19 protein-coding genes are annotated in these 20,608 nt (G+C 73.4%); 5 read left to right on the top strand and 14 right to left on the bottom strand.

Features of this window, described 5'->3' with window-relative positions; translation table 11 throughout:
- The first annotated feature begins 63 nt into the window (after positions 1-63).
- The 3 genes from V6U88_RS11970 (at position 64) to V6U88_RS11960 (ending at position 2,759) form a co-directional block, all read left to right on the top strand.
- On the top strand, positions 64-1,230 hold the full coding sequence (locus V6U88_RS11970) for a hypothetical protein (RefSeq protein WP_334452457.1): 1,167 nt from the start codon (positions 64-66) through the stop codon (positions 1,228-1,230).
- A gap of 9 nt (positions 1,231-1,239) precedes the next feature.
- Positions 1,240-1,527 carry a hypothetical protein gene (locus V6U88_RS11965; protein ID WP_334452456.1) on the top strand — a complete coding sequence of 96 codons (288 nt, stop codon included), beginning with the start codon at positions 1,240-1,242 and terminating at the stop codon, positions 1,525-1,527.
- A 95-nt stretch (positions 1,528-1,622) separates the two neighbouring features.
- Positions 1,623-2,759, top strand: coding sequence for an AI-2E family transporter (locus V6U88_RS11960; RefSeq protein WP_334452454.1), 1,137 nt, complete (start codon positions 1,623-1,625; stop codon positions 2,757-2,759).
- Between the two features lie 51 nt (positions 2,760-2,810).
- Here V6U88_RS11960 and V6U88_RS11955 read toward each other — a convergent pair whose 3' ends face one another.
- Entirely contained in the window at positions 2,811-3,470 is a 660-nt protein-coding gene (locus tag V6U88_RS11955; protein ID WP_334452452.1) for a dienelactone hydrolase family protein, read from the bottom strand.
- A 179-nt stretch (positions 3,471-3,649) separates the two neighbouring features.
- Between V6U88_RS11955 and V6U88_RS11950 the strand changes: the two genes are divergently transcribed.
- Positions 3,650-3,829, top strand: coding sequence for a hypothetical protein (locus V6U88_RS11950; protein ID WP_334452451.1), 180 nt, complete (start codon positions 3,650-3,652; stop codon positions 3,827-3,829).
- A 54-nt stretch (positions 3,830-3,883) separates the two neighbouring features.
- On the opposite strand, the gene V6U88_RS11945 is transcribed toward V6U88_RS11950, so the two are convergent.
- From V6U88_RS11945 to V6U88_RS11900, 10 genes are all read right to left on the bottom strand, one after another.
- Positions 3,884-6,256: a glycoside hydrolase family 65 protein gene (locus V6U88_RS11945; protein WP_334452450.1), complete on the bottom strand. Its 2,373-nt coding sequence runs from the start codon at positions 6,254-6,256 to the stop codon at positions 3,884-3,886.
- Positions 6,253-7,002 carry a beta-phosphoglucomutase family hydrolase gene (locus V6U88_RS11940; RefSeq protein WP_334452449.1) on the bottom strand — a complete coding sequence of 250 codons (750 nt, stop codon included), beginning with the start codon at positions 7,000-7,002 and terminating at the stop codon, positions 6,253-6,255. Before V6U88_RS11940 ends, V6U88_RS11945 begins: the two co-directional genes overlap by 4 nt.
- 59 nt (positions 7,003-7,061) lie before the next feature.
- The gene (locus tag V6U88_RS11935) at positions 7,062-7,529 is read right to left on the bottom strand and encodes a DUF4442 domain-containing protein (protein ID WP_334452448.1); all 468 of its coding nucleotides are present in this window, start codon (positions 7,527-7,529) and stop codon (positions 7,062-7,064) included.
- Positions 7,530-7,733: 204 nt separating this feature from the next.
- Entirely contained in the window at positions 7,734-8,807 is a 1,074-nt protein-coding gene (locus V6U88_RS11930) for a hypothetical protein (RefSeq protein ID WP_334452447.1), read from the bottom strand.
- A 95-nt stretch (positions 8,808-8,902) separates the two neighbouring features.
- Positions 8,903-10,210 (bottom strand): ABC transporter ATP-binding protein, encoded by a 1,308-nt coding sequence (locus tag V6U88_RS11925; protein WP_334452446.1) that lies wholly within the window; start codon positions 10,208-10,210, stop codon positions 8,903-8,905.
- A 136-nt stretch (positions 10,211-10,346) separates the two neighbouring features.
- Positions 10,347-12,524: a bifunctional glycosyltransferase/CDP-glycerol:glycerophosphate glycerophosphotransferase gene (locus V6U88_RS11920; RefSeq protein WP_334452444.1), complete on the bottom strand. Its 2,178-nt coding sequence runs from the start codon at positions 12,522-12,524 to the stop codon at positions 10,347-10,349.
- Between the two features lie 17 nt (positions 12,525-12,541).
- A complete protein-coding gene (locus tag V6U88_RS11915) occupies positions 12,542-14,497 on the bottom strand; it encodes a DUF5941 domain-containing protein (protein WP_442934617.1) in 1,956 nt (651 codons plus the stop codon).
- Positions 14,494-15,237 carry an ABC transporter ATP-binding protein gene (locus V6U88_RS11910; RefSeq protein ID WP_334452443.1) on the bottom strand — a complete coding sequence of 248 codons (744 nt, stop codon included), beginning with the start codon at positions 15,235-15,237 and terminating at the stop codon, positions 14,494-14,496. Before V6U88_RS11910 ends, V6U88_RS11915 begins: the two co-directional genes overlap by 4 nt.
- Position 15,238: 1 nt before the next feature.
- Complete coding sequence (locus tag V6U88_RS11905; protein ID WP_334452442.1) at positions 15,239-16,066, bottom strand: ABC transporter permease; 828 nt, start codon at positions 16,064-16,066, stop codon at positions 15,239-15,241.
- A gap of 58 nt (positions 16,067-16,124) precedes the next feature.
- Positions 16,125-17,495, bottom strand: a complete 1,371-nt coding sequence (locus V6U88_RS11900) for an L-serine ammonia-lyase (RefSeq protein WP_334452441.1) — start codon at positions 17,493-17,495, stop codon at positions 16,125-16,127.
- Between the two features lie 395 nt (positions 17,496-17,890).
- On the opposite strand from V6U88_RS11900, the gene V6U88_RS11895 reads away from it, so the two are divergent.
- A complete protein-coding gene (locus V6U88_RS11895; RefSeq protein WP_334452440.1) occupies positions 17,891-18,094 on the top strand; it encodes a PspC domain-containing protein in 204 nt (67 codons plus the stop codon).
- A 60-nt stretch (positions 18,095-18,154) separates the two neighbouring features.
- On the opposite strand, the gene V6U88_RS11890 is transcribed toward V6U88_RS11895, so the two are convergent.
- From V6U88_RS11890 to V6U88_RS11880, 3 genes are all read right to left on the bottom strand, one after another.
- Positions 18,155-18,907: a DUF4230 domain-containing protein gene (locus V6U88_RS11890; protein WP_334452439.1), complete on the bottom strand. Its 753-nt coding sequence runs from the start codon at positions 18,905-18,907 to the stop codon at positions 18,155-18,157.
- Between the two features lie 96 nt (positions 18,908-19,003).
- The gene (locus tag V6U88_RS11885; protein ID WP_334452438.1) at positions 19,004-20,167 is read right to left on the bottom strand and encodes an acyl-CoA dehydrogenase family protein; all 1,164 of its coding nucleotides are present in this window, start codon (positions 20,165-20,167) and stop codon (positions 19,004-19,006) included.
- Positions 20,168-20,199: 32 nt separating this feature from the next.
- Positions 20,200-20,505, bottom strand: coding sequence for a type II toxin-antitoxin system VapB family antitoxin (locus V6U88_RS11880; RefSeq protein ID WP_334452437.1), 306 nt, complete (start codon positions 20,503-20,505; stop codon positions 20,200-20,202).
- Positions 20,506-20,608: the final 103 nt, after the last annotated feature.

Raw genomic sequence — 20,608 nt, 5'->3', positions numbered from 1 at the left:
TCGCGTCCCGGGCGCAAACACCGCCGTAGGATCGCGGCGACTCCTCCGGAAGGGGTACGAGCCGTGCACCGACGCCACCTCGGGACGCCGCTGACCGCCGCCCTGCTGACCCTGGCGCTCGCCGCCGGCTGCGGCACGGACGACGCGGCCGCGCCGGCCCGCTGGAGCGACCCGTCGACCCCGCCGGCCACCGCGACAGCCGTACCGCCGGCAGCCGCCGCGTCGGCGGCCACCGGCGCCGCGCCCGCCGACTGCCCCCGTCCCGGCCCGACACTCCGCTCCAGCAGCGCCCTCGACCCGACCTCGGCGTCGTACCTCGGCCGGGCCGGCACCGACGTTGCCAACGCGGTGGACGTCGCGCCGAACTGCGAGATCGTGGTGGGCGGCCGGTTCACCGACGTGCGCGGCACCGCCACCACCACGCTCGGCCGCGGCACCGGCGCCGTGCTGCGCCTGGACGGCACCGGTCGCCGGCTGCTCGGGGTCACCCGCCTCGCCGGGACGGTCGAGGACCTGGAGGTGCGGCGCGAGGGCGGGGAGATCGCCGTCGCCACCGGCCGGGGCGTCCTGCTGCTCGCCCCGGACGCGAGCGCCGTGCGCTGGCAGGGCCCGGGGGCGGCCAGCCGGGTCGCGGTCGGCTCCACCGGCACCGTCGCCGCCGTCGTGGGCGGGGCGGTCCGGGTGTACGACCCGCGGGGCGCGACGCTGGCCACCATCCGCCCCGACGGCCGCAAGGTCGCTGACGTGGCCGTCGACGACCGCACCGGCCTGGTCTTCGTCGGCGGCTACCGGCAGGTGGCCGCCGGCCCGTGCGTGCCCGTGCAGATCCCGTACCTGCACGCGTACGACCGGCGGGGGAAGCTGCGCTGGCGGGCGTACGACCATCCCGCCGAGCGGCTGGGCGACCGCTGCGCGGACAGCCGGGTCGAACGGGTGGCGCTCGGCCGCGACGGAAAGCTCTACCTGGCCGGGGTTACCGACGGCGGGAACAGCGTCTTCGGGCGCTCGGCGGCCGACGTGGACCGGCCCGCGCCGAACGTGGCGACCGACAAGTTCACCCAGCCGTTCAACACCACCAACGCACAGCAGACCTACCTGGCCCGCTTCGACCCGGCGAGCGGCCGGCAGCTCGCCGGCCAGCACCTGCTCGCCCGGATCGACACCAAGGGCGACAAGGGCAACACCATCACCCCGTACGCGGTGACCGCCGACGAACGCGGCCGGGTGTAAGCGGGCGGCGTGTCCGCGTACCAGATCGCCGACCGGGGGCGGATCACCCTGGGCGGGCACCGCCTCGCCGCGTACGCCGGCGGGGACGCCTGGCTGCTGGTGCTCTCGGCCGACCTGAAACGGCGTACCACCTGGGTCGTCTTCACCAACGGCGGCGCCGGCGCGGTCCGCGGCGTGGCCGGCTCCGGGGTGGCGGCGGTCGCGGCCCGGGTGGACAAGGGTCCGTTCCACCGCACCCGGCCGGTGCAGTCCACCGCCGGCGGCGGCTACCTGGCGGCCTGGCCGGGACTGTCCTGAGCGGAACCCCCACGCCCGCGACGGCGTTGATCCACGATGGGTGTCGGAGCGCCCCGGTACGGGTATCGATCCCGCCGAGACCGAGGAGGACCGACGTGGTCGAGGACGGTGACGGGCATACGCCCGAAATGACGGCGGCGGGCGCCCGCCCCGAACCACGGCAGGCCTGGGGGGCGCTGCCCTGGCTGGTCCGCGCGGCGGTGGTGTGGGGCGCCTGCCTGGTGGTCGTGGTGGTCGCGCTCTACCTGCTGGGCCGGGTGGCGGTGCTGCTGGCGCCGCTGGCGATCGCCCTGGCGGTGACGCTCTTCCTCGCCGCGCTGCTCGACCCGGTGCTGCTGCGCCTGCGCCGGTTGCGGGTGCCGGCCGCCCCGGCGGCGCTGCTGTCGCTCCTGCTGCTGCTCGGCATCCTGGTCGGCGTCGGCGTGGTGGTGTGGAACCTGACCGCCGCCCAGTTCGGCGCGCTCAGCGAGGAGTTGGGCGAGGGCGTCCAGCGCAGCCGGGACTTCGTCACCTCCACCCTGCCGGTGAGCGACGCGCAGCTGGACCGGCTCATCCAGCAGGTCCGCTCCGGCCTCGGCGGCGGCTTCGACCCGATCGGCGGGGCCCGGACGGCCGCCGAGGTGGCCGGCTCCACCCTGCTCGCCCTGGTGCTGCTCTTCTTCCTGCTCAAGGACGGCCGGTCGATGTGGCAGTGGGTGCTGCGCCGGACCACCGGCCCGAACCGCGAAGTGACCGCCGAGGCCGGTCGGGCCGGGTGGCGGACGCTCAGCGCGTACAGCCGGGGCACGATGATCATTGCGGCGATCGACGCGATCGGCATCGGGCTGTCGCTGGTGGTGCTCCGGGTGCCGCTCGCCCTGCCGCTGGCGCTGATCACCTTCCTCGGCGGCTTCGTACCGATCATCGGCGCGACGGTCGCCGGCGCGGTCGCCGTACTCGTGGCGCTGGCCGCCAAGGGCCCGACGACGGCACTGCTCGTGCTGGCCGCGGTGATCGCCGTCCAGCAGATCGAGGGCAACCTGCTGGAGCCGCTGATCATGAAGCGGCAGGTCCGGCTGCACCCGGCGGTGATCCTGGTGGTGGTCACCGCGGGCACGCTGATCGCCGGGATCGCGGGCGCCTTCGTCTCGGTGCCGATCGCCGCCGTCACCTACCGGGTGGTCGACACCGTCCAGCGCCACCGCGAACGACTCGCCGCCACCCGCCCCACCCCTCCAGCTACCCCCGCCTGACCCGCACCCCCGCCCCGGCCCAACCGGGCGCGTGCGGGGCGGGGCCGTGGGTCAGGCGGGGACGTGGAGGTGGGCGGCGAACCAGTCGGCCGCCGCATCGGCCACCTGCTCCAACGCGCCGGGCTCCTCGAAGAGGTGGGTGGCGCCGGGCACGATCCGCAGTTCCTGCGGGGCGGTGAGCGCCGCGGCGGCCTGCTCGTTGAGCGTGATCACCTGCTCGTCCAGGCCGCCGACCAGCATCAGCGTCGGTGCGCGTACCCCGGAGAGCGCGGGGCCGGCCAGGTCCGGCCGCCCGCCGCGGGAGACCACGGCCGCCACCCGCTCCGGCCGCTGCGCCGCGGCGACCAGCGCCGCCGCCGCGCCGGTGCTCGCCCCGAACAGGCCCACCGGCAGCCGACCCAGCTGGGGCTCGGCGCCCAGCCAGTCGACGATGCCGGCCAGCCGCCCGGCGAGCAGCCCGATGTCGAAGCGCAGCTCGGCGGTACGGGCGTCGACCGCGTCCTCCTCCGGCGTGAGCAGGTCGACCAGGACGGTGGCGAGTCCCCGATCCTGCAGCACCCCGGCGACCGCCACGTTGCGTGGGCTGTGCCGGGAACTGCCGCTGCCGTGCGCGAAGAGCACCACACCGTTCGCCCCCTCGGGCACGGACACGTCGGCCGGGAGCCCGGCGTCGGCCACCGCGATGGTCACCTGGTTGTCACCTGTCCGCATCTCCACCCTCCGTACCGCCGGATCCGCACCGGCCCGGCGGTCATACCCGCGCAATCCGGACCCAAGCGGGAGCGGGCCCCGGTGGGGGCCGGGTTTGCCGCCCATGCCGTCGGGAAGCCGCAGGGTGACCGCACGACGGTGCCGGCGAGCCGGCGCCCCGACGGATCGCGAGGATCGCCATGGCTGAGCAGAAGTCCCGGCAGCAGACCCGGACCGCCGAGGAAGAACGCCGCGAACAGGACGCCGAACGCAGTGAGGACTGGGCGGACAAGGCGGCGCGGGCGCGCACGGCCGACGACCCGGCGGCGATGGCCCCGCGCGATGCGGGAGGCCGTCCCTCCAACGGCCGCCAGTTCTGACCCTTCCGGGCCCGGGGTCCGCGGCGGCGCCGCGAACCCCGGGCCCGGTTTCCGTCAGCCCTCGTCCTCCGGCAGGTGCAACAGCGGGGCGCGACCCGGGGGCTGCTCCGGGGCCGGGCCGGGCGGATCGGGGGTCGGCACCGGGACCGTGACCGGCACGGAGCTGGTCACGTTGATCTTCTCGCCGTGGTGGTGCAGCTCCACGACCGTGCCCGGCCCGCCGTTGCGCAGCGAGTAGGTCGTCTGGTGCGGCCGGACGTCCACCCGCAGTCGCATCCCGCGCCACTGCAACGAGAACTCCAGCCGGCTGAGCCGACTGGACAGGCGCGGCGAGAACGACAGGTTCCCGTCGTGGTCACGCAGCCCGCCGAAGCCCGCGACCAGCGCGATCCAGGCGCCGGCCAGCGAGGCCATGTGCACCCCGTCGCGGGTGTTCTCGTTGAGGTCGTGCAGGTCCATCAGCGCGGCCTCGCGCAGGTAGCGGTGGGCCAGCTCCGGGTGCCCGACCTCGGCCGCCATCACCGCCTGGGTGCAGGCCGACAGCGAGGAGTCCCGGACGGTACGCCGCTCGTAGTAGAGGAAGTTGCGCAGCTTCTCCTCGGCGGTGAAGGCGTCACCCCGCCAGTGCATGGCCAGCACCAGGTCGGCCTGCTTGACCACCTGCTTGCGGTACAGGTCGAAGTACGGGTAGTTCAGCAGCAGCGGGTACTTCTCCCCCGGGGTGTGCTCGAAGTCCCACTCCTGCGACCGGGTGAAGCCCTCCACCTGCTGGTGGACCTTGAGCCCCTCGTCGTACGGGATGTACATGGCGTTCGCCGCGTCCCGCCACTGCGCCGCCTCCTCCTCGGTGACCCCGAGGTCGATCGCCTCGTCCCGGAAGCGCATCGCGCAGTCCGCGGCGGTGAGCAGGTTTCGCTGCGCCATCAGGTTGGTGTAGATGTTGTCGTCCTTGACCGCGGTGTACTCGTCCGGCCCGGTCACCCCGTCGATGTGGAACCGGCCCATGCGGTCGTGGTGGCCCAGCGAGCGCCAGAGCCGGGCGGTCTCCACCAGCAGCTCCAGGCCGATCTCCTGTTCCAGCGCGTCGTCGTCGGTGACCAGCAGGTAGCGGCGCAGCGCGTCGGCCACGTCGGCGGCGATGTGGAAGGCGGCGGTGCCGGCCGGCCAGTACGCCGAGGACTCCGGACCCTCGATGGTCCGCCAGGGGAACGCGGCACCCTGGAGGTTCAGGGTCCGGGCCCGCTCCTGGGCCTGTCCCAGCGTCGCGTGCCGCCAGTACAGGGCGTCCCGGACCGCGGACGGCTGGGTGTAGGTGAGCACCGGCAGCACGAACATCTCGGTGTCCCAGAACGCGTGCCCGTCGTACCCCGGACCGGTCAGGCCCTTGGCGGCGATGGGTCGCCGCTCCGCCCGCGCACCGGCCTGCAGGACGTGGAACAGCCCGAACCGGACGGCCTGCTGCACCTCCGGGTCGCCCTCGACCCGCACGTCGGCGGCGTCCCAGAACTCGTCGAGGTACTCCCGCTGCTCCCGGCGCAGGCCCTCCCAGCCGTCCAGCCGGGCGGCGGCCAGCGCCGCGCCGACCTGGTCGCGCATCGCCGGCAGCGACCGCCGGCTCGACCAGCCGTACGTGACGTACTTGACCACCCGCAGCGTCTCGCCGGGCTTGAGCACGCACCCGACGGTGGTCCGTACCCAGTCCTCGTAGCCCTCGGACTCGACGGTGGCCTTGCCCGGGGCGGACACGTCGTGGCCCATCTCGGCGGCCACCCGCAGGCCGCTGACCTTGGTGCGGTGGATGAGCAGCCCGCCGTCGTCGGTGGTCAGCTCCTCCTCGGCCTGCAACGGGGACTCCAGCACGGCGGCCACCCGAGGGTCGCCGCTCTGCGCCGGCAGGGTCTCGTTGGCGACCAGCTCGGACTGAAGGATGAGCCGCAGCGGCCCGTCCACCGCCTCCACCTCGTAGTGGATCGCGGCGACCGCCCGCTGGGTGAAGGAGACCAGCCGGGTGCTGCGGACCTTGACCTCCCGTCCGGCCGGGGACCGCCAGTGCAGGTCCCGGTGCAGGGTGCCGGCGCGCAGGTCGAGGATCCGCTCGTGGCTCAGCAGCTCGCCGTAGCGGACGTCGAGCGGCTCGTCGTCGACCAGCAGCCGGATCAGCTTGCCGTTGGTGACGTTGACGACGGTCTGCCCGGACTCGGGGAAGCCGAAGCCCGCCTCCGCGTACGGCAGGGGGCGCAGCTCGTAGAAGGAGTTGAGGTAGGTGCCGGGCAGGCCGTGCGGTTCCCCCTCGTCGAGGTTGCCGCGCATCCCGACGTGCCCGTTGGAGAGCGCGAAGACCGACTCGGACTGGGCCAGCACGTCCATGTCGAGCCGGGTCTCCCGGACGTGCCAGGGCTCGACCGGATAGGCGCGTTCGCGGATCATGCCGCCGCTCCCTTCAGCAGATCGGAGAGGTCGGTGACCACGATGTCGGCACCGTGGGCGCGTAACTCGTCGGCCTGGCCGACCCGGTCGACCCCGACCACGTACCCGAAGCCGCCGGCCCGCCCGGCGGCCACCCCGGCGAGGGCGTCCTCGAAGACGGCGGCGTTGGCCGGGTCGACCCCGAGCAGCTTCGCGCCCGCCAGGAAGGTGTCCGGGTGGGGCTTGCCGCGCAGCCCCTCGGCCCGCGCGACCAGGCCGTCGACCCGCGCCTCCAGCAGCGGTTCCAGGCCGGCCGAGGCGACCACGTCGCGGCAGTTCGCGCTGGCCGAGACCACCGCGCGGCGCATCCCGGCCGCGACGGCCGCCCGCAGGTACGCCACCGAGCCCGGGTACACCTCGACACCGTCGTGGTGGATCCGCTCCAGCAGCACCACGTTCTTGCGGTTGCCGACGCCGTTGACGGTGTCCGCGTCGGGCGGGTCGTCGGGGCTGCCCTCCGGCAGCACCACGCCCCGGGAGGCGAGGAAGGTGCGGACCCCGTCGGCCCGGGGCCGGCCGTCCACGTACCGGTTGTAGTCCGGCCCGGGGTCGAACGGCCGGAACGGCTCACCGGTGGCCGCCGCCCGGCGCGCCAGGAACGCGTCGAAGGTCTGCTTCCAGGCGGCGTTGTGCACCTTGGCGGTCTGCGTCAGCACACCGTCCAGATCGAAGAGACAGGCGGACACGTGAGCAGGTAGGCCCAGCACGGTACGAATCTATCCAGCCCACCGCCCGGACAAACCCGTTTCGCCAGGTGCCGGTGCCGTCAGCGGTTGGGGCGCAGCGTCCAGACCACGGTCATCGTGCCGGTGACGGTGCCGTCCTCGGTGCCGATCTCGACCTCGACTTCGAATTCCGGGCGCTGCCCGGCGTCGAGCTCGGCGACCACCTCGGCCGGGGTACGGCCCAGCCGGGCGGTGGCCAGCACCGGCCCCATCGCCAGCTTCCGGTACGCGATGTCGGCCCGGACGGCGAGCGGCACCGCCCGGTCGAGCAGGTGACCGAAGGCGGCCATCACCACCGTCCCGGACGCGGTCTCGCCGAGGGTGAACATGGCTCCGGCGTGCGGGCCGCCGACGTGGTTGTGGGTGGCCGGCGTGTCGGGCAGCCGGACCACGGCCCGCACTCCGCCGTGGGCCTCCGGGGCGACCTCGACGAACTCGAAGCCGAGCGTACGGGCGAACGGCACGGCCTGGAGCATTCCGGCCGCCACCTGGCGCGAGTCGATGGACATGCCCCGACGTTACTAGCCGGTAACTTCTCCGGCAAGCCACCACCGACCAGCAATTTCAGGGTCACGGCCGCGCCACACGTCACCGCGCGGGTGGCGGTCCCCCGGAAAGCGTCATGCCTGACAGGCATGAACATGTCTGTCAGGCATGAGGCTCGTGCGGACATCATCCGGTCGCGCCGAGGGCGTCGCCCTCGGCGGCGGTGGTCAGAACAGGTTGCCGATGGTGCGCAGGATCTCCGCGTAGAAGTTGCCCTCGATGCTGCGGAACAGCGCGAAGTCCTGACCCGGGCTGCCGACGAACGGGCGCAGGGTCCAGGCGAGCTGGGTGCCGACGAAACCGAAGAGCAGGATCCAGACGTACAGCAGGGTCATGCTCGCCGGGCGCTGCTCCGGCTCGCCGCGCCGCACCGGCGGCGTGGCCCACGGCCGGACCGCCCCGGCGTAACCCTGCGGGACCGCCCCCGGCGGGAACGCCGTCACGGGGTGACCGGCCAGCACGACCGGCTGCGCCGGTGCGACGGCCACCGGCTGCGCCGGCACGGGGTTGACCGGCTGCGCGGCAGTGGCGGGCTGCGCCTCGGCGGCCGGCGGGGTGGCGGTGCCGTTCGCACCCGCCGCGCCCGCGACCGCGCCGTTGGCGCTCGCGCCCACGGCGACCGGCTCCGCGACCGCCTCGGCGGGCACCGCCTGGGCGGGCACGGCCGGCGTCGCGGCCGCCGGGACCGCCTGCGCGGCCGGCGCGGCGGCGGTGGCCGGCGTCGCGGCGGCGGCCGGGGCGAGCAGGCCGTGCGCGTTGAGCACCTGCATCCCGCCGGTGAGGAAGCGCAGCCCGACCACCGCCGACAGCGTCAGGATCGCCACGTTGAGCAGCTTGAAGAAGCCGTAGTCCGGTGCCGTGATCAGGAAGAAGAGGCTGATCGGGGCGAACGCCACCGCCAGCATCGAGGTGACCGTGATCGCCACCATCACCAGCGCCAGCGACTGGCGCACCGACAGGCGGGCCCCGAAGACCAGGTTGAACAGGTAGAGCGTGGGCAGGCAGATGGCCAGCGTGACGAGGAAGAGCAACGGCAGCTTCACCGCCGAGGTCATCGCCATCAGCACGCCGTGGAACGCGCCGAGCACCGCCCCGTAGCAGGCCAGCGCGACGGCGGAACTGGCCAGCATCCGGCCGGTCAGCGCGTTCAGGTCGTCGTCGGCGACGATCTGCTGCCAGATGCCCTGCCGATCACGCAGGATCCGCTCGATCACGAGCGGGCTCGGACGGTCACCCGACACGGCGGGCCCCTCTCTGGAAACGGTGCAGTGGAATCAGGTGCGCTGACCGTAGGGCATCGATGTGGTGGCGCGCAGCCCCGCCGGCCCCGACCGGCTCAGCGCCACCCGACGTCGATCCGGTCGCCGCGCTCGTCGAAGAAGTGCAGGGCGTCCATCCGTACGGAGACCGACATCGGGTGGCCCGCCGAGATCGCCGGGTACGGGGCGAGGCGTACCGCCAGCTCGGCGGGGCGGCGGTGGTGGCGCCCCGGGTCGGGGAGCACGCTGGTCCGGTTGCCGCCGCCGACCGGGGCGGAGATCGGCTCCGCGTCGGCCGCGCGCCCGGTGATCCGCTGCATGACCTGCCCGAAGCGGCGCAGCCCGCGCTGCCCGGCCTGGGCGTCCTCGGCCGCGGCGCCCATCTCGTCCACCACGATGGCGGTGGCGCCGATGTCGAGGAAGGCCAGCGACTCGTGCCCGTGGTGCTCCAGGTAGCGGACCCGGCCCTGGAGCACGTCGCCCGGGGTGTCCGGGGCGACCGGGGTCAGCGCCTCGGCGCGCATCCCGACCACGATCCGCTCGCCGTGGTAGTGCGCCACCGCCCGGCTGCGGATGTCGTCCCAGGGCAGGTAGAGCGCCTGTTCGCCGAGGGTGAGGGTGACGTACCGGTCGAGGTGGACGTAGACCGACGCCTCCAGCAGGTTCATCCGGGGACTGCCCAGGAACGCCGCGACGTAGAGGGTGGCCGGCCGGCCGTACACCTGGGTCGGCGTGCCCACGTCCTGGAGCACGCCCTTGCGCATGATGGCGACCCGGTCGGCCATGGTCAGCGCCTCGGCCTGGTCGTGCGTGACGTAGATGGTGGTGACCCCCAGCTCGCGGGTCAGCCCGGAGATCTCCGCGCGCAGCTCGGCGCGCAGCCCACTGTCGAGGTTGGAGAGCGGCTCGTCCATCAGGAAGAGCCCGGGCCGGCGCACTATCGCCCGCCCCATCGCGACCCGTTGCCGCTGGCCGCCGGAGAGCTGGCTCGGCTTGCGGCCGAGGACGTCGCCGATGCCGAGCGCGCCCGCCACGTCCTGCACCCGCTCGCCGCGCGGGGCCGGGTCCACACCGGCCAGTCGCAGCGGGAAGGCGATGTTGTCGCCGACGGTCATGTGCGGATAGAGCGCGAAGTCCTGGAAGACCATGGCGATCTTCCGCTCGCGTGGCGGCAGGTCGTTGGCGACCTCACCGTCGAGCATCACGGCGCCGGAGCTCGGGTCCTCCAGGCCCGCGACCATCCGCAGCACCGTGGACTTTCCGCAGCCCGACGGCCCGAGCAGCACCATGAACTCGCCGTCGTTGACGTCCAGATTGACGCTGTCGACCGCGAGCGTTCCGTCCTGGAACACCTTGGTGACATCCTTGAGCGCGACGGTGGTCACCGTCTCCTCCCCCAGCTCGGCCTAACCCCGCTTGACTGTGACCAGGATCATGCGATCAGCACATCGGGTAAACGTGCCATGTTGAGGTCGTGACAGTCCTATTACCGGCGGCGGCCCGGGGCGCCGGGACACCGCGTCACGCGGGATCGTCGAGGAAGACCCGGCGCACCACCCGCTCCGCGGCGTGCCCGTCTTCCAACGTGCAGAACCGGGCCCGGAACCGCTGCCGCGCCCGCTGCGCGTCCGCCCCGGTCACCGCGCCGGAGCGGAACACCTCCAGCAGCTCGGCGAAGGTGAGGGCGACGGCGCCGGGCGGCTCGGCGGTCACGTCGAAGTAGACGCCCCGGGCCAGCATGTACGCGTCCCGGTCCGGCGCGTACACGACGATCGGGCGGTCCAGGACGGCGTAGTCGAACATCGCCGACGAGTAGTCGGTGACCAGCACGTCCGCCGCGAGGTAGAGCTCCTCCACGCTGCCGTGGTCGCTGACGTCGACCGCCCGGCCCCGGGTACGCCGCCGGGCCCGGCCGTCCCGGTCGTGGAAGTAGTGGCTGCGGATCAGCAGCCGACCGGACGGCCCGAGCACGTCGAGCAGCTGCTCCGGGTGGAACGGCGGCCGGTACCGGGGCAGGTGCTCGCGGTGCGTCGGCGCGTAGAGCACCACCCGCTCGTCCGGGCCGAGGCCGAGCCGGTCGCGGACCGCCAGGACCTCCTCGGCGGTGGCGGTGACCAGCCGGTCGTTGCGCGGGTAGCCGACCTCCAGGGTGGTGTACGACGCCGGGTAGGCCCGGTCCCACATCTGGGTGGAGAAGCTGTTCGAGGTGACGCTGTAGTCCCAGCGGTCCACCCGGCGCAGCAGCCCGGCGAAGTCCATCCCCACCGCCCCGAGCGGGAAGCGCTGCTGGTCCAGCCCCATCACCTTGACCGGCGTGCCGTGGTGGGTCTGCACGTGCACCGATCCGGGTCGCTTGCGGACGAAGTCCGGGAAGTTGACGTTGTTGACCAGCCAGCGCGCCCGGGCCAGCGTCCGGTAGTAGGCCCGGGTGCCGGCGACGACGTACTCGGTGCCGGGCGGGAGGCTGTCCACCCGGTCCCGCCGCACGATCCACACCCCCCGGACCTGCGGGGCCAGCCGGCGGGCGGCGGCGTGCACCGCCGCCGGGTTGCAGGCGTACCCGCGGTACCAGTACGCGGCGTAGACGGCGAGGCTCGGGTCGATCGGCCGGCGCAGCTCGGCCCGGTAGTACTCGCGCAGCATCGCGTCCCGGGTCAGCCGGGCGGTACGCCGGGCCACCGGCAGCGCCCGGCGGGTGCTGCTGCGGGCCGTCGCCCGGGCCAGGTTCGCGGCGCGCAACGCGCTGAACGTCCGCCACCGTCCCGCCGCGACCAGCCGGTGCTTGAGCCCCTCCAGCCCGTCCGGGGCCGGGTAGCCCTCGGGCGGCCGGAAGCGCCGGTGGTCGGCGGTCATCTGGGCGAAGAACGCCGGACGCAACGCGGGGGCGATCCGTTCGCCGTTGCCGAGCACGGTGAGCTGGTGCCAGACCATCCGCTCGAAGACCGCCGGCCGCAGCTCGGCCACCGCCGGACCCCAGCGGTCCAGCAACTGGAACACCCGGTGCCACTGCGCGAAGACCTCGAAGTGCCGGTCCCCCCGGGTACGGGTGATCGCGCCGGCCCGCCGCTGCCGGTAGTTGACGCAGACCCGGTCGAGCACGCCGATCCGCTCGGCGGCCAGCAGCACCGGATAGGTGAAGGAGACGTCCTCGTACCAGCCCGGGGCGAAGCGGAGCCCCAGCTCGACCAGGAACTCCCGGCGGACCAGCCGGTTCCAGGCGGTGTGCAGCAGGTGCAGGGTCTCCGGCCGCTCGCGCAGCCGGAAGCTGGCCTCGCCGGGCGGCTCCGGGAACACCTCGGCCATGGCGCTGCGGGTGGCGATGTCGTTCCAGTGCGTCCGCACGTGGTCCACCACGAGCACGTCCGGGCGGGTGGTCCGCAGCCGGTCGGCGACCTCGGCCAGGCAGTCCGCGGCGAGCCAGTCGTCGCCGTCGACGAACCAGACGTACTCCCCGACGGCCCGGTCCAGCCCGGCGTTGCGGGCCGGACCGAGCCCGACGTTGCGGGGCAGCCGGAGCGCCCGGACCCGGGGGTCACGGGCGGCGTACTCGTCGAGGATGTCGCCGCTGGCGTCCGGCGAGGCGTCGTCGACGCCGATCACCTCGAAGTCGCCGAAGGGCTGGCCGAGGATCGAGTCGAGGCATTCGCGCAGGTAGCCCTGCACCCGGAAGGCCGGTACGACGAAGCTGATCAGCGTCATCCCGGCCGCCCCTCCAGTCAGCCCGGCGAACCACCTCCGACCGGGACCGCCGTCGGCCGCGCGGCGCGGGCCGGCAGGACGACCCAGGCCAGGACGACGCTCGCCACGAATCCCACGAGAAGGTACGTACCGAGTGTAGCCAGACCGATACTCACATTTCCGACGATCGTCGCCAGCGCCAGCAGCACCGACCGACCCTCCCAGCCCAGCGTCCAGCGGTGCAGCGGCGGGGCCGCCTGCCGCTTCTCCAGTCGGGCCGTCAGGTCGTAGTGGTGCAGGGTGAGCACGAGGACGTAGCCGAAGATCAGCCACGGGGGCGCGCCGCCGACCACCCCGGCGGCGATGGCGAACAGGTACTCCCCGGCCCGCAGCGCGGCCGGCACCAGCCAGTCCAGCGGCCCGTTGTGCGCCGCCCCGGCACCCAGCCCGGCGACCAGCAGCACCAGCAGCGCCACCGGCACCCACCAGCGCAGCCCGTCGCCGTCACCGGTCAGCAGCGCCGTGACCAGCAGCGCCGCCGGGCCCAGCGCGGCCAGCACCGCCAGCGTCAGCGGACCCATCGGGCGCAGCACCGGCAGCCGCGCGGCCAGCGGACCGTCGTCGCGGTGCAGCGTGGCGTCGACCGTGTCCAGCACCGGCACCCACATCCAGCGCGCCCGCAGCGTGCGCAGCGCCCCGGTGTACGCGAACGCCAGCGTCCCCCAGACCAGCACCGCGACCAGGCTGACCAACGGGCTGAACAGCGCCACGGTCAGCGCGATCAGCGCCCACCGCTCGCCGATCGGGAAGACCACCGTCCGCTTCAGCCAGTACGACACCGACCCGGTGTCGGCCTGCACCCGGGTCGACGCGGCGTTCAGCCGGTCGCCGATGCCACCGCCGCCCCCGCCCACCGACGTCTTCGGCCGGCGGGCCGCCTCGTCGTGCAGCACGCCGTACCAGGTGTCGGTCATGTGCCGCACGGTCTGCAGCGTCATCGCGGCGATGGCCAGGGCCCAGCCGTACCGGAAGCCGGCCTGGGTCGCGCCGTAGCCGAGTCCGGCGTAGACCACGTACTCCTTCGCGCGGTCGGCCATCGTGTCCAGCCAGCCGCCCCAGGCGCTGAAGTGCCGGGTGTAGCGGGCCAGCTGGCCGTCCACGCAGTCGAGCACGAAGCCCAGGTAGAGCAGCACCGCCCCGGTGATCAGCGCGGGCCGGCCGCCGACGCCGAAGAGCACCGCCGCGGCGACCGCGAAGAGCACCGACAGCATGGTCACGGCGGTCGGGCCGAGCCCGATCCGGGCCGCCGCCTTGGTCACGTACGGCGACCAGGTGCTGACGAAGTAGGTGGTGAAGAAGTCGTCCCGCTCCTTGACCGAGAGCCGCAGCTCGGCCTTGTCCTCGTCCACCCCCGCCAGCGCCGCCTCGGCGGCGTGCAGCCCGGCGGCGTCGCCGACCCGGTGCGCCACGAGCAGGCGTACCCGGTGGGCGAAGGTCAGCGTGCCGAGCGCGGTGAGCGCGGCGAAGAGCCCGTCCACTGCGGACCCGGCCGCGGCCCGACCGGCGGCGGCGCGGGCGGCGGCCGCCAGGGCCGGCAGGTCCTCCGCGCCGACCCGCAGCGCGCCGCCGAAGACGCCGGTGGCGTCGGCCGGCTCCGGCCCGGCCTCGACCACCTGCCCGCGCTCCTCGCGCACGGCGGTCCGGCCGGGCACCGGCGGGTCGGTGAGCACCAGGGCCACCGTCGGGCCGACCGGGCTGGTCGCCAGATGCTTGAGTACGGCGGTGTGCGCGACCAGGTCGGCTCCGCTGACGATCACCGGGCCGGTGGCGACGTCCACCAGGGCGGCCAGCTCGTCCAGGTCGGCGGCGGCGCGCACCTCGTCCGCCCCGGCCCGGCGCCACTGGGCGGCCAGCCGGTCGGCGAGGGTCTCCCCGGTGCCGGTGGGCAGGCCCGCGGCCGGCGCACCGGCGGCGAGCACGATCGCGAGCGTCACCGCGGGACCGCGGCGTGGTACGCGTCGAGCGCCTCGGCGACCGTGCCGTCCACGGTCAGCCGCCCACCGTCGAGGTAGAGCCCCCGACGGCAGAACCGGGTCAGGTCCTTCTCGTTGTGTGACACCAGCACCAAGGTGCGCCCCTCCGCGAGCAGTCGGTCGATCGTCGAATAGCACTTCTTGCGGAACTCCGCGTCGCCCACCGCGGTCACCTCGTCCATCAGCAGGATCGGATGCGGCAGGTGGGAGATGATGGCGAACCCGAGCCGCACCTTCATCCCGGACGAGTAGTGCCGGACCGAGGTGTCGATGGCCCGCTGCACCTGCTCGCCCGCGAACTCGACGATGTCGTCGAAGTGCCGCTTCAGGTACGCCGACGACAGCCCGTGCAGGCCGCCGACGAGGTAGAGGTTCTCCCGCCCGGTGAGGTCGTTGGAGAAGCCGGCCGAGAGTTCGAGCAGCGGCGCGACGTCGCCGCGCACCCGGATCCGCCCCTCGTCGGGGATGAGCACCCCGGCGATCAGCCGCAGCAGGGTGCTCTTGCCGGTGCCGTTGCGCCCGATCACCCCGACCGTCTCGCCGGGCTCCACGGTGAAGGAGACGTCCCGCAGCGGCCAGAACTGCCCGGACGCGGCGCGGCGCCCGCCCCGGTGGATGAACAGCTCGCGCAGCCGCAGCTGCCGCCGGCGGTTGCGGACGAACCGGATGCCGAGGCCCTCGGCCTCGATGATCGGCGCCACCTCACAGCTCCTTGAGCACGGCGGGTTCGAGCCGCCGGAACGCCCACCAGCCGGCCACCAGCGCCAGCAGACTGCCGGCGACCGTGGTGGCGAGCAGCCGGGCGTCGGGGAACTCGTCCGGGTACCAGATCGCGTGCTGGAGCTGGAAGATGCCGACCAGCGGGTTGAGCTCGTAGGCGACCTTCACCCAGCCCGGCAGGGCGGACTCCCGGACCAGGCTCAGCGGATAGATGATCGGCGTCGCGTAGAAGAGCACCCGGATGATCAGCCGCATGAAGCGCTCGACGTCGCGCATCAGCACGTTGACCGCCGAGAGCAGCAGCGAGAGCCCGACCAGCAGGGTCGCCTGGACCAGCACGGCGAGCGGCAGGGCGAGCAGCGACCAGCCGGGGTGGATCTTCCCGTGCGCGGCGTAGACGGCGGCGACGGCGAAGAGGATGGGCAGGCCGGCGGCGTACTCGGCGAACCGGCCGGTGACCCGGCCGATCGGGAAGACCTGCCGGGGCACGTTCATCGTGGTGATCAGGCGGGACTGCCCGGTCAGCGCGTTGGTCGCCTCGCTCAGCGCGGAGCTGGTCCACATCCAGGCGAAGATGCCGGTGACCAGGAAGAGCGGGTACGACTCGGCGGCCTGCCCGAGGTGCCGCTCGGTGTCGCCGGAGTAGAGCACCCCGAAGACGAAAAAGTAGATCGCCCCCATGCCCAGCGGCTCGATCAGCGACCAGAAGTAGCCGAGCACGGACTGCTGGTACTTCACCGCGAGGTCCCGCTTGACCAGGATCCGCAGCGAGTTGCGGTGCGACCACAACGCCGCGACGCCAGCGGTCACCGTCGCCTCCCGCCTCCCAGGACGGACGACAGGTTAGCAGTCGGTGAACGAACGCCCCTCAGCACTCGATCACGTTGACGGCCAGGCCGCCGCGCGCCGTCTCCTTGTACTTGACCTTCATGTCGGCGCCCGTCTCCCGCATGGTCTTGATGACCTTGTCCAACGACACGGTGTGCACCCCGTCCCCACGCAGCGCCAACCGGGCGGCGGTGATCGCCTTGATGCTAGCCACCGCGTTCCGCTCGATGCAGGGGATCTGCACCAGCCCCCCGACCGGGTCGCAGGTCAGCCCGAGGTTGTGCTCCATGCCGATCTCGGCGGCGTTCTCCACCTGCGCCGGCGTACCGCCGAGGGCCTCGGCGAGCCCGGCGGCGGCCATCGAGCAGGCCGAGCCGACCTCGCCCTGGCAGCCGACCTCCGCGCCGGAGATCGAGGCGTTCTCCTTGAACAGCACGCCGATCGCGCCGGCGGCCAGCAGGAAGCGGACCACGCCGTCCTCGTCGGCGCCCGGGACGAACCGGGTGTAGTAGTGCAGCACCGCCGGGATGATGCCGGCCGCGCCGTTGGTGGGGGCGGTCACCACCCGGCCGCCGGCCGCGTTCTCCTCGTTCACCGCGAGGGCGAAGAGCGTCACCCAGTCCATCGCGCGCAGCGGGTCGGTGGAGTCGGTCTCCGCCTCCAGGCTCCTGCGCAGTTCGGCCGCCCGGCGGCGGACCTTCAGCCCGCCGGGCAGGACGCCGTCACGCTCGCAGCCGGCCGCCACGCACTCCTGCATCACCCGCCAGATCTCCAGCAGGCCGGCCCGCACGTCGGCCTCGCTGCGCCAGGAGCGCTCGTTGGCCAGCATCACCTCGCTGATCGACAGCCCGGTCGCGGCGGTCACGTCGAGCAGTTCGGCGCCGGTGTAGAAGGGGTGCCGTACCCGGGTGGTGTCCGGTTTGATGCGGTCCGCGCCGGCGGCGGCCTCGTCCACCACGAACCCGCCGCCCACCGAGTAGTAGGTGCGGGCCCGGACCTGGACCCCGGCCGCGTCGTACGCCGCGAAGGTCATTCCGTTCGGGTGGTACGGCAGCGACCGGCGGCGGTGCAGCACCAGGTCCCGGTCGGGGTCGAAGTCGATCTCCTGCACGCCGAGCAGGTGCAGCCGGCGGTCGGCGCGGATCGCGGCGACCCGGGGGCCGACGGTGTCGGTGTCGACCGTCTCCGACGCCTCGCCCTCCAGCCCGAGCAGCACGGCCCGGTCGCTGCCGTGGCCGTGCCCGGTGGCGCCGAGCGACCCGAACAGCTCCGCCTGGACCCGGACGACGTCGGCGAGCAGCCCGTCGCCCTTCAGCCCGGTGATGAACGTCCGAGCGGCCCGCATGGGGCCGACGGTGTGCGAGCTGGACGGCCCGATGCCGACGCTGAAGAGGTCGAAAACACTGATCATGGCTGCACTTTCCTCGCCGTCGTACCCGGTGGTGCGGGTCCGACCCGGGTCACGGCCGCCCGGGTCTCCGGCGGTCGTCGTCTACCGCCCGGGGTGTGGGCGGCTCAACCGGCGAGCCTACCCGCCTGCCGCAGCTCCCGCCCCTTCCACCGCTGGTGACGGCCCATCCCGCCCGGCTCCCCCGCCCCCGCGGGACCGGAGGGTGGGGGCGCGGAGCGCGTGGGGGCGAGCGGCAGGACGCGGGCGCGGGGCGCGGGGCGTCGGGCGGGGTCGTCACGGGTAACCACCTACGGGTACGGGGTCGCCGGATCCGCCTTGCGACGGAGGGCGCGGTGGTAACCCCTTCCTACCGTTGGTTGTAGAGCGGCGGATCGCCGCAGAGTGGGAGTACGACGATGAGTCGCAAACTGGTCCGGCCCCGCGAGGGGCGCATGCTCGCCGGTGTCTGCGCCGGCCTGGCCCGCCGGTTCAACACCTCGCCCTTCATGATCCGGCTGCTGTTCCTGCTGTCGCTGCTGCTGCCCGGTACCCAGGTGATCGTCTACCTGGTCCTCTGGGTGCTGATGCCGAACGAGGACCGCGCCGCCACCCGCTACTGACCTCCCCCGCACGGCAGCGCCCGCCCCGGTACGTCGGGGCGGGCGCTGCCGGTTGCGGGGTCAGGGCGCGGCGTAGGTGACGGTGACCTTCTCGTAGCCGAGGGAGCGGAGCAGCCCCTCCAGCATCTTGCGGGTGTTCTCCTCGGCGCGCTGGGTCAGCCCGCTGTCCCGGGCCGCCGCGGTGATCCGCTCCTCGGCGAGCTGGTAGACCTGCTGCTGCCGGTTGGGGTCGCCGTTGACCAGCTCACCGAGCCGGTTGAGCAGGCCGCGCTCCTCGGCGAAGACGTAGCTCTTCTGCATGTCGAGGTTGGTCTTGCCGAGCTGCGGCGCGGGCAGCTTGATGTCGACGGACTTGCCGTCGGCGGACTCGACCACCGCGCCCTCGGAGATCTTGGTGAAGTCGACGTACGCCTCGACGCTGCCCGCCCCGACGAAGAGGGTCCGCTGGTTGAGCAGGAAGTCGGGCACGTTGTTGCGGTCGTTCTGGAGGTCGACCACGACCTGGAAGTTGCCCTCGGCGGCGACGTACCGGCTGAGGTCCTGGATCGACTTGAGCAGCGGCGGCTGGCTGCGGTCGGTCTGTTCCTTGGCGAATGGGTTGCGGAAGTCGGGGAAGATCCCGGCCGCCTGGGCGCCGAGCAGCACCACCACCACCAGCGCCGCCGCACCGAGCACCCAGAGCAGGCCACGGGCGGGTGCCGGCCCGCCGGGCCGCGGCGCGGGGGTGTCGTCCGACCGGGCCGGGAGCGTGTCGGCGGTCGGGTAGCCGGGAAACTCCCTGGTGGGCTGGTTGATGTCACCGTCGCGGGCCATGGCCCTCACCGTCCTCGTCAGACACGTCGTCTTGAAATGACGGTACGTGCCGGATGCGACAGCCGCGCGGCGAGCAACCCGATCGGGTGAAGCCGGTCAGGCGAAGGCCGACACCCCGGTCAGCTTCTGCCCGATGACCAGCTGGTGGATCTCCGAGGTGCCCTCGTAGGTCAGCACGCTCTCCAGGTTGTTGGCGTGCCGCATCACCGGGTACTCGCCGGAGACGCCGTTGGCGCCGAGGATCGTGCGGCACTGCCGGGCGATCGCCAACGCCTCGCGCACGTTGTTCAGCTTGCCCACGCTGACCTGCTCCGGGCGCAGCTTCCCGGCATCGGCGAGCCGACCCAGGTGCAGCGCCAGCAGGTAGCCCTTGTTCCACTCGACGGCCATGTCGGCGAGCTTGGCCTGGGTGAGCTGGAAGCCGGCCAGCGGCCGGCCGAACTGGGTCCGGGTGGTGGCGTAGTCCAGCGCCGTCGTCAGGCAGTCGCGGGCCGCGCCGAGCGCCCCCCAGACGATGCCGTGCCGGGCCTCGGTGAGGCAGCTCAGCGGGGCCTTCAGCCCGATCGCGCCGGGCAGCTGGGCGTCCGCCGGCAGCCGGACGTCGTCGAGGGCGATCTCGCCGGTCAGCGACGCGCGCAGCGACATCTTCTGCCGGATCTCGCGCGCCGTCACCCCCGGAGTGTCCATGGGTACGGCGAAGCCGCGAACCCCCTCGTCGGTGCGCGCCCAGATCACCCCGACCTCGGCGATCGGCGCGTTGGTGATCCACATCTTGGCGCCGTTGAGCACCCAGTCGTCGCCGTCGCGGCGTGCCCGGGTGGCCATCGAGGCCGGGTCGGAGCCGTGGTCGGGCTCGGTCAGGCCGAAGCAGCCGATCGCCTCACCGGCCGCCATCGACGGCAGCCAGCGCTGCTTCTGCTCCTCGCTGCCGTAGCGCCAGATGGCGTACATGGCGAGCGAGCCCTGCACGGAGACCAGGGAGCGGATACCGGAGTCGCCGGCCTCCAGCTCCAGGCAGGCCAGCCCGTACGCGACCGCCGAGGCGCCGGCGCAGCCGTACCCGGTCAGGTGCATGCCGAGCAGGCCGAGCTTGCCGAACTCGCGGGCCAGCTCGCGGGCCGGCACGTGGCCCTGCTCGTACCAGTCGGCGACGTGCGGGCGTACCCGGTCGTCGACGAGCTGGCGCACGACGGCGCGGATCTGGCGCTCCTCCTCGCCGAGCGAGGCGTCGACGTCGAGCAGGTCCAGGGGTGCGGTCATGGGGGCCACCTTAACGAGTCGTCAGGCGGGCGTCATCCGTCCTGACCGCCGAGCACCAGCACCCGGGCGTGGATCTGGTTGCGCTGCTGCAACGCGGCGCGCAGCGCGCGGTGCAGCCCGTCCTCCAGGTAGAGACCGCCGTTCCACTGCACCACGTGCGGGAAGAGGTCGCCGTAGAAGGTGGAGTCCTCGGCGAGGAGCTTGTCCAGCGCCAGCTCCCGCTTGGTGGTGATGAGCTGGTCCAGCCGCAGCGGACGCGGCGGGATCTCGGCCCACTGCTTGAGCGTGAAGTTGTGCTCCGGGTACGGACGCCCGTCCCGGACCGCTCTGAAGATCACGGCACGCTCCCCTCCCCGTGGCCGGGCCGACCGACGGCGCGGAGCCGGGTCACGCCGTGGCACCGCGCGGTACGGCACCGATGACCGTGCCAGCCTAACCGCC

The organism is Micromonospora sp. CPCC 205739 (assembly GCF_036906795.1).
Taxonomy (GTDB): Bacteria; Actinomycetota; Actinomycetes; order Mycobacteriales; family Micromonosporaceae; genus Micromonospora.
The sequence above is the reverse complement of the archived record's forward strand: the minus strand, read 5'-3'. Positions and strand labels throughout refer to the sequence as shown.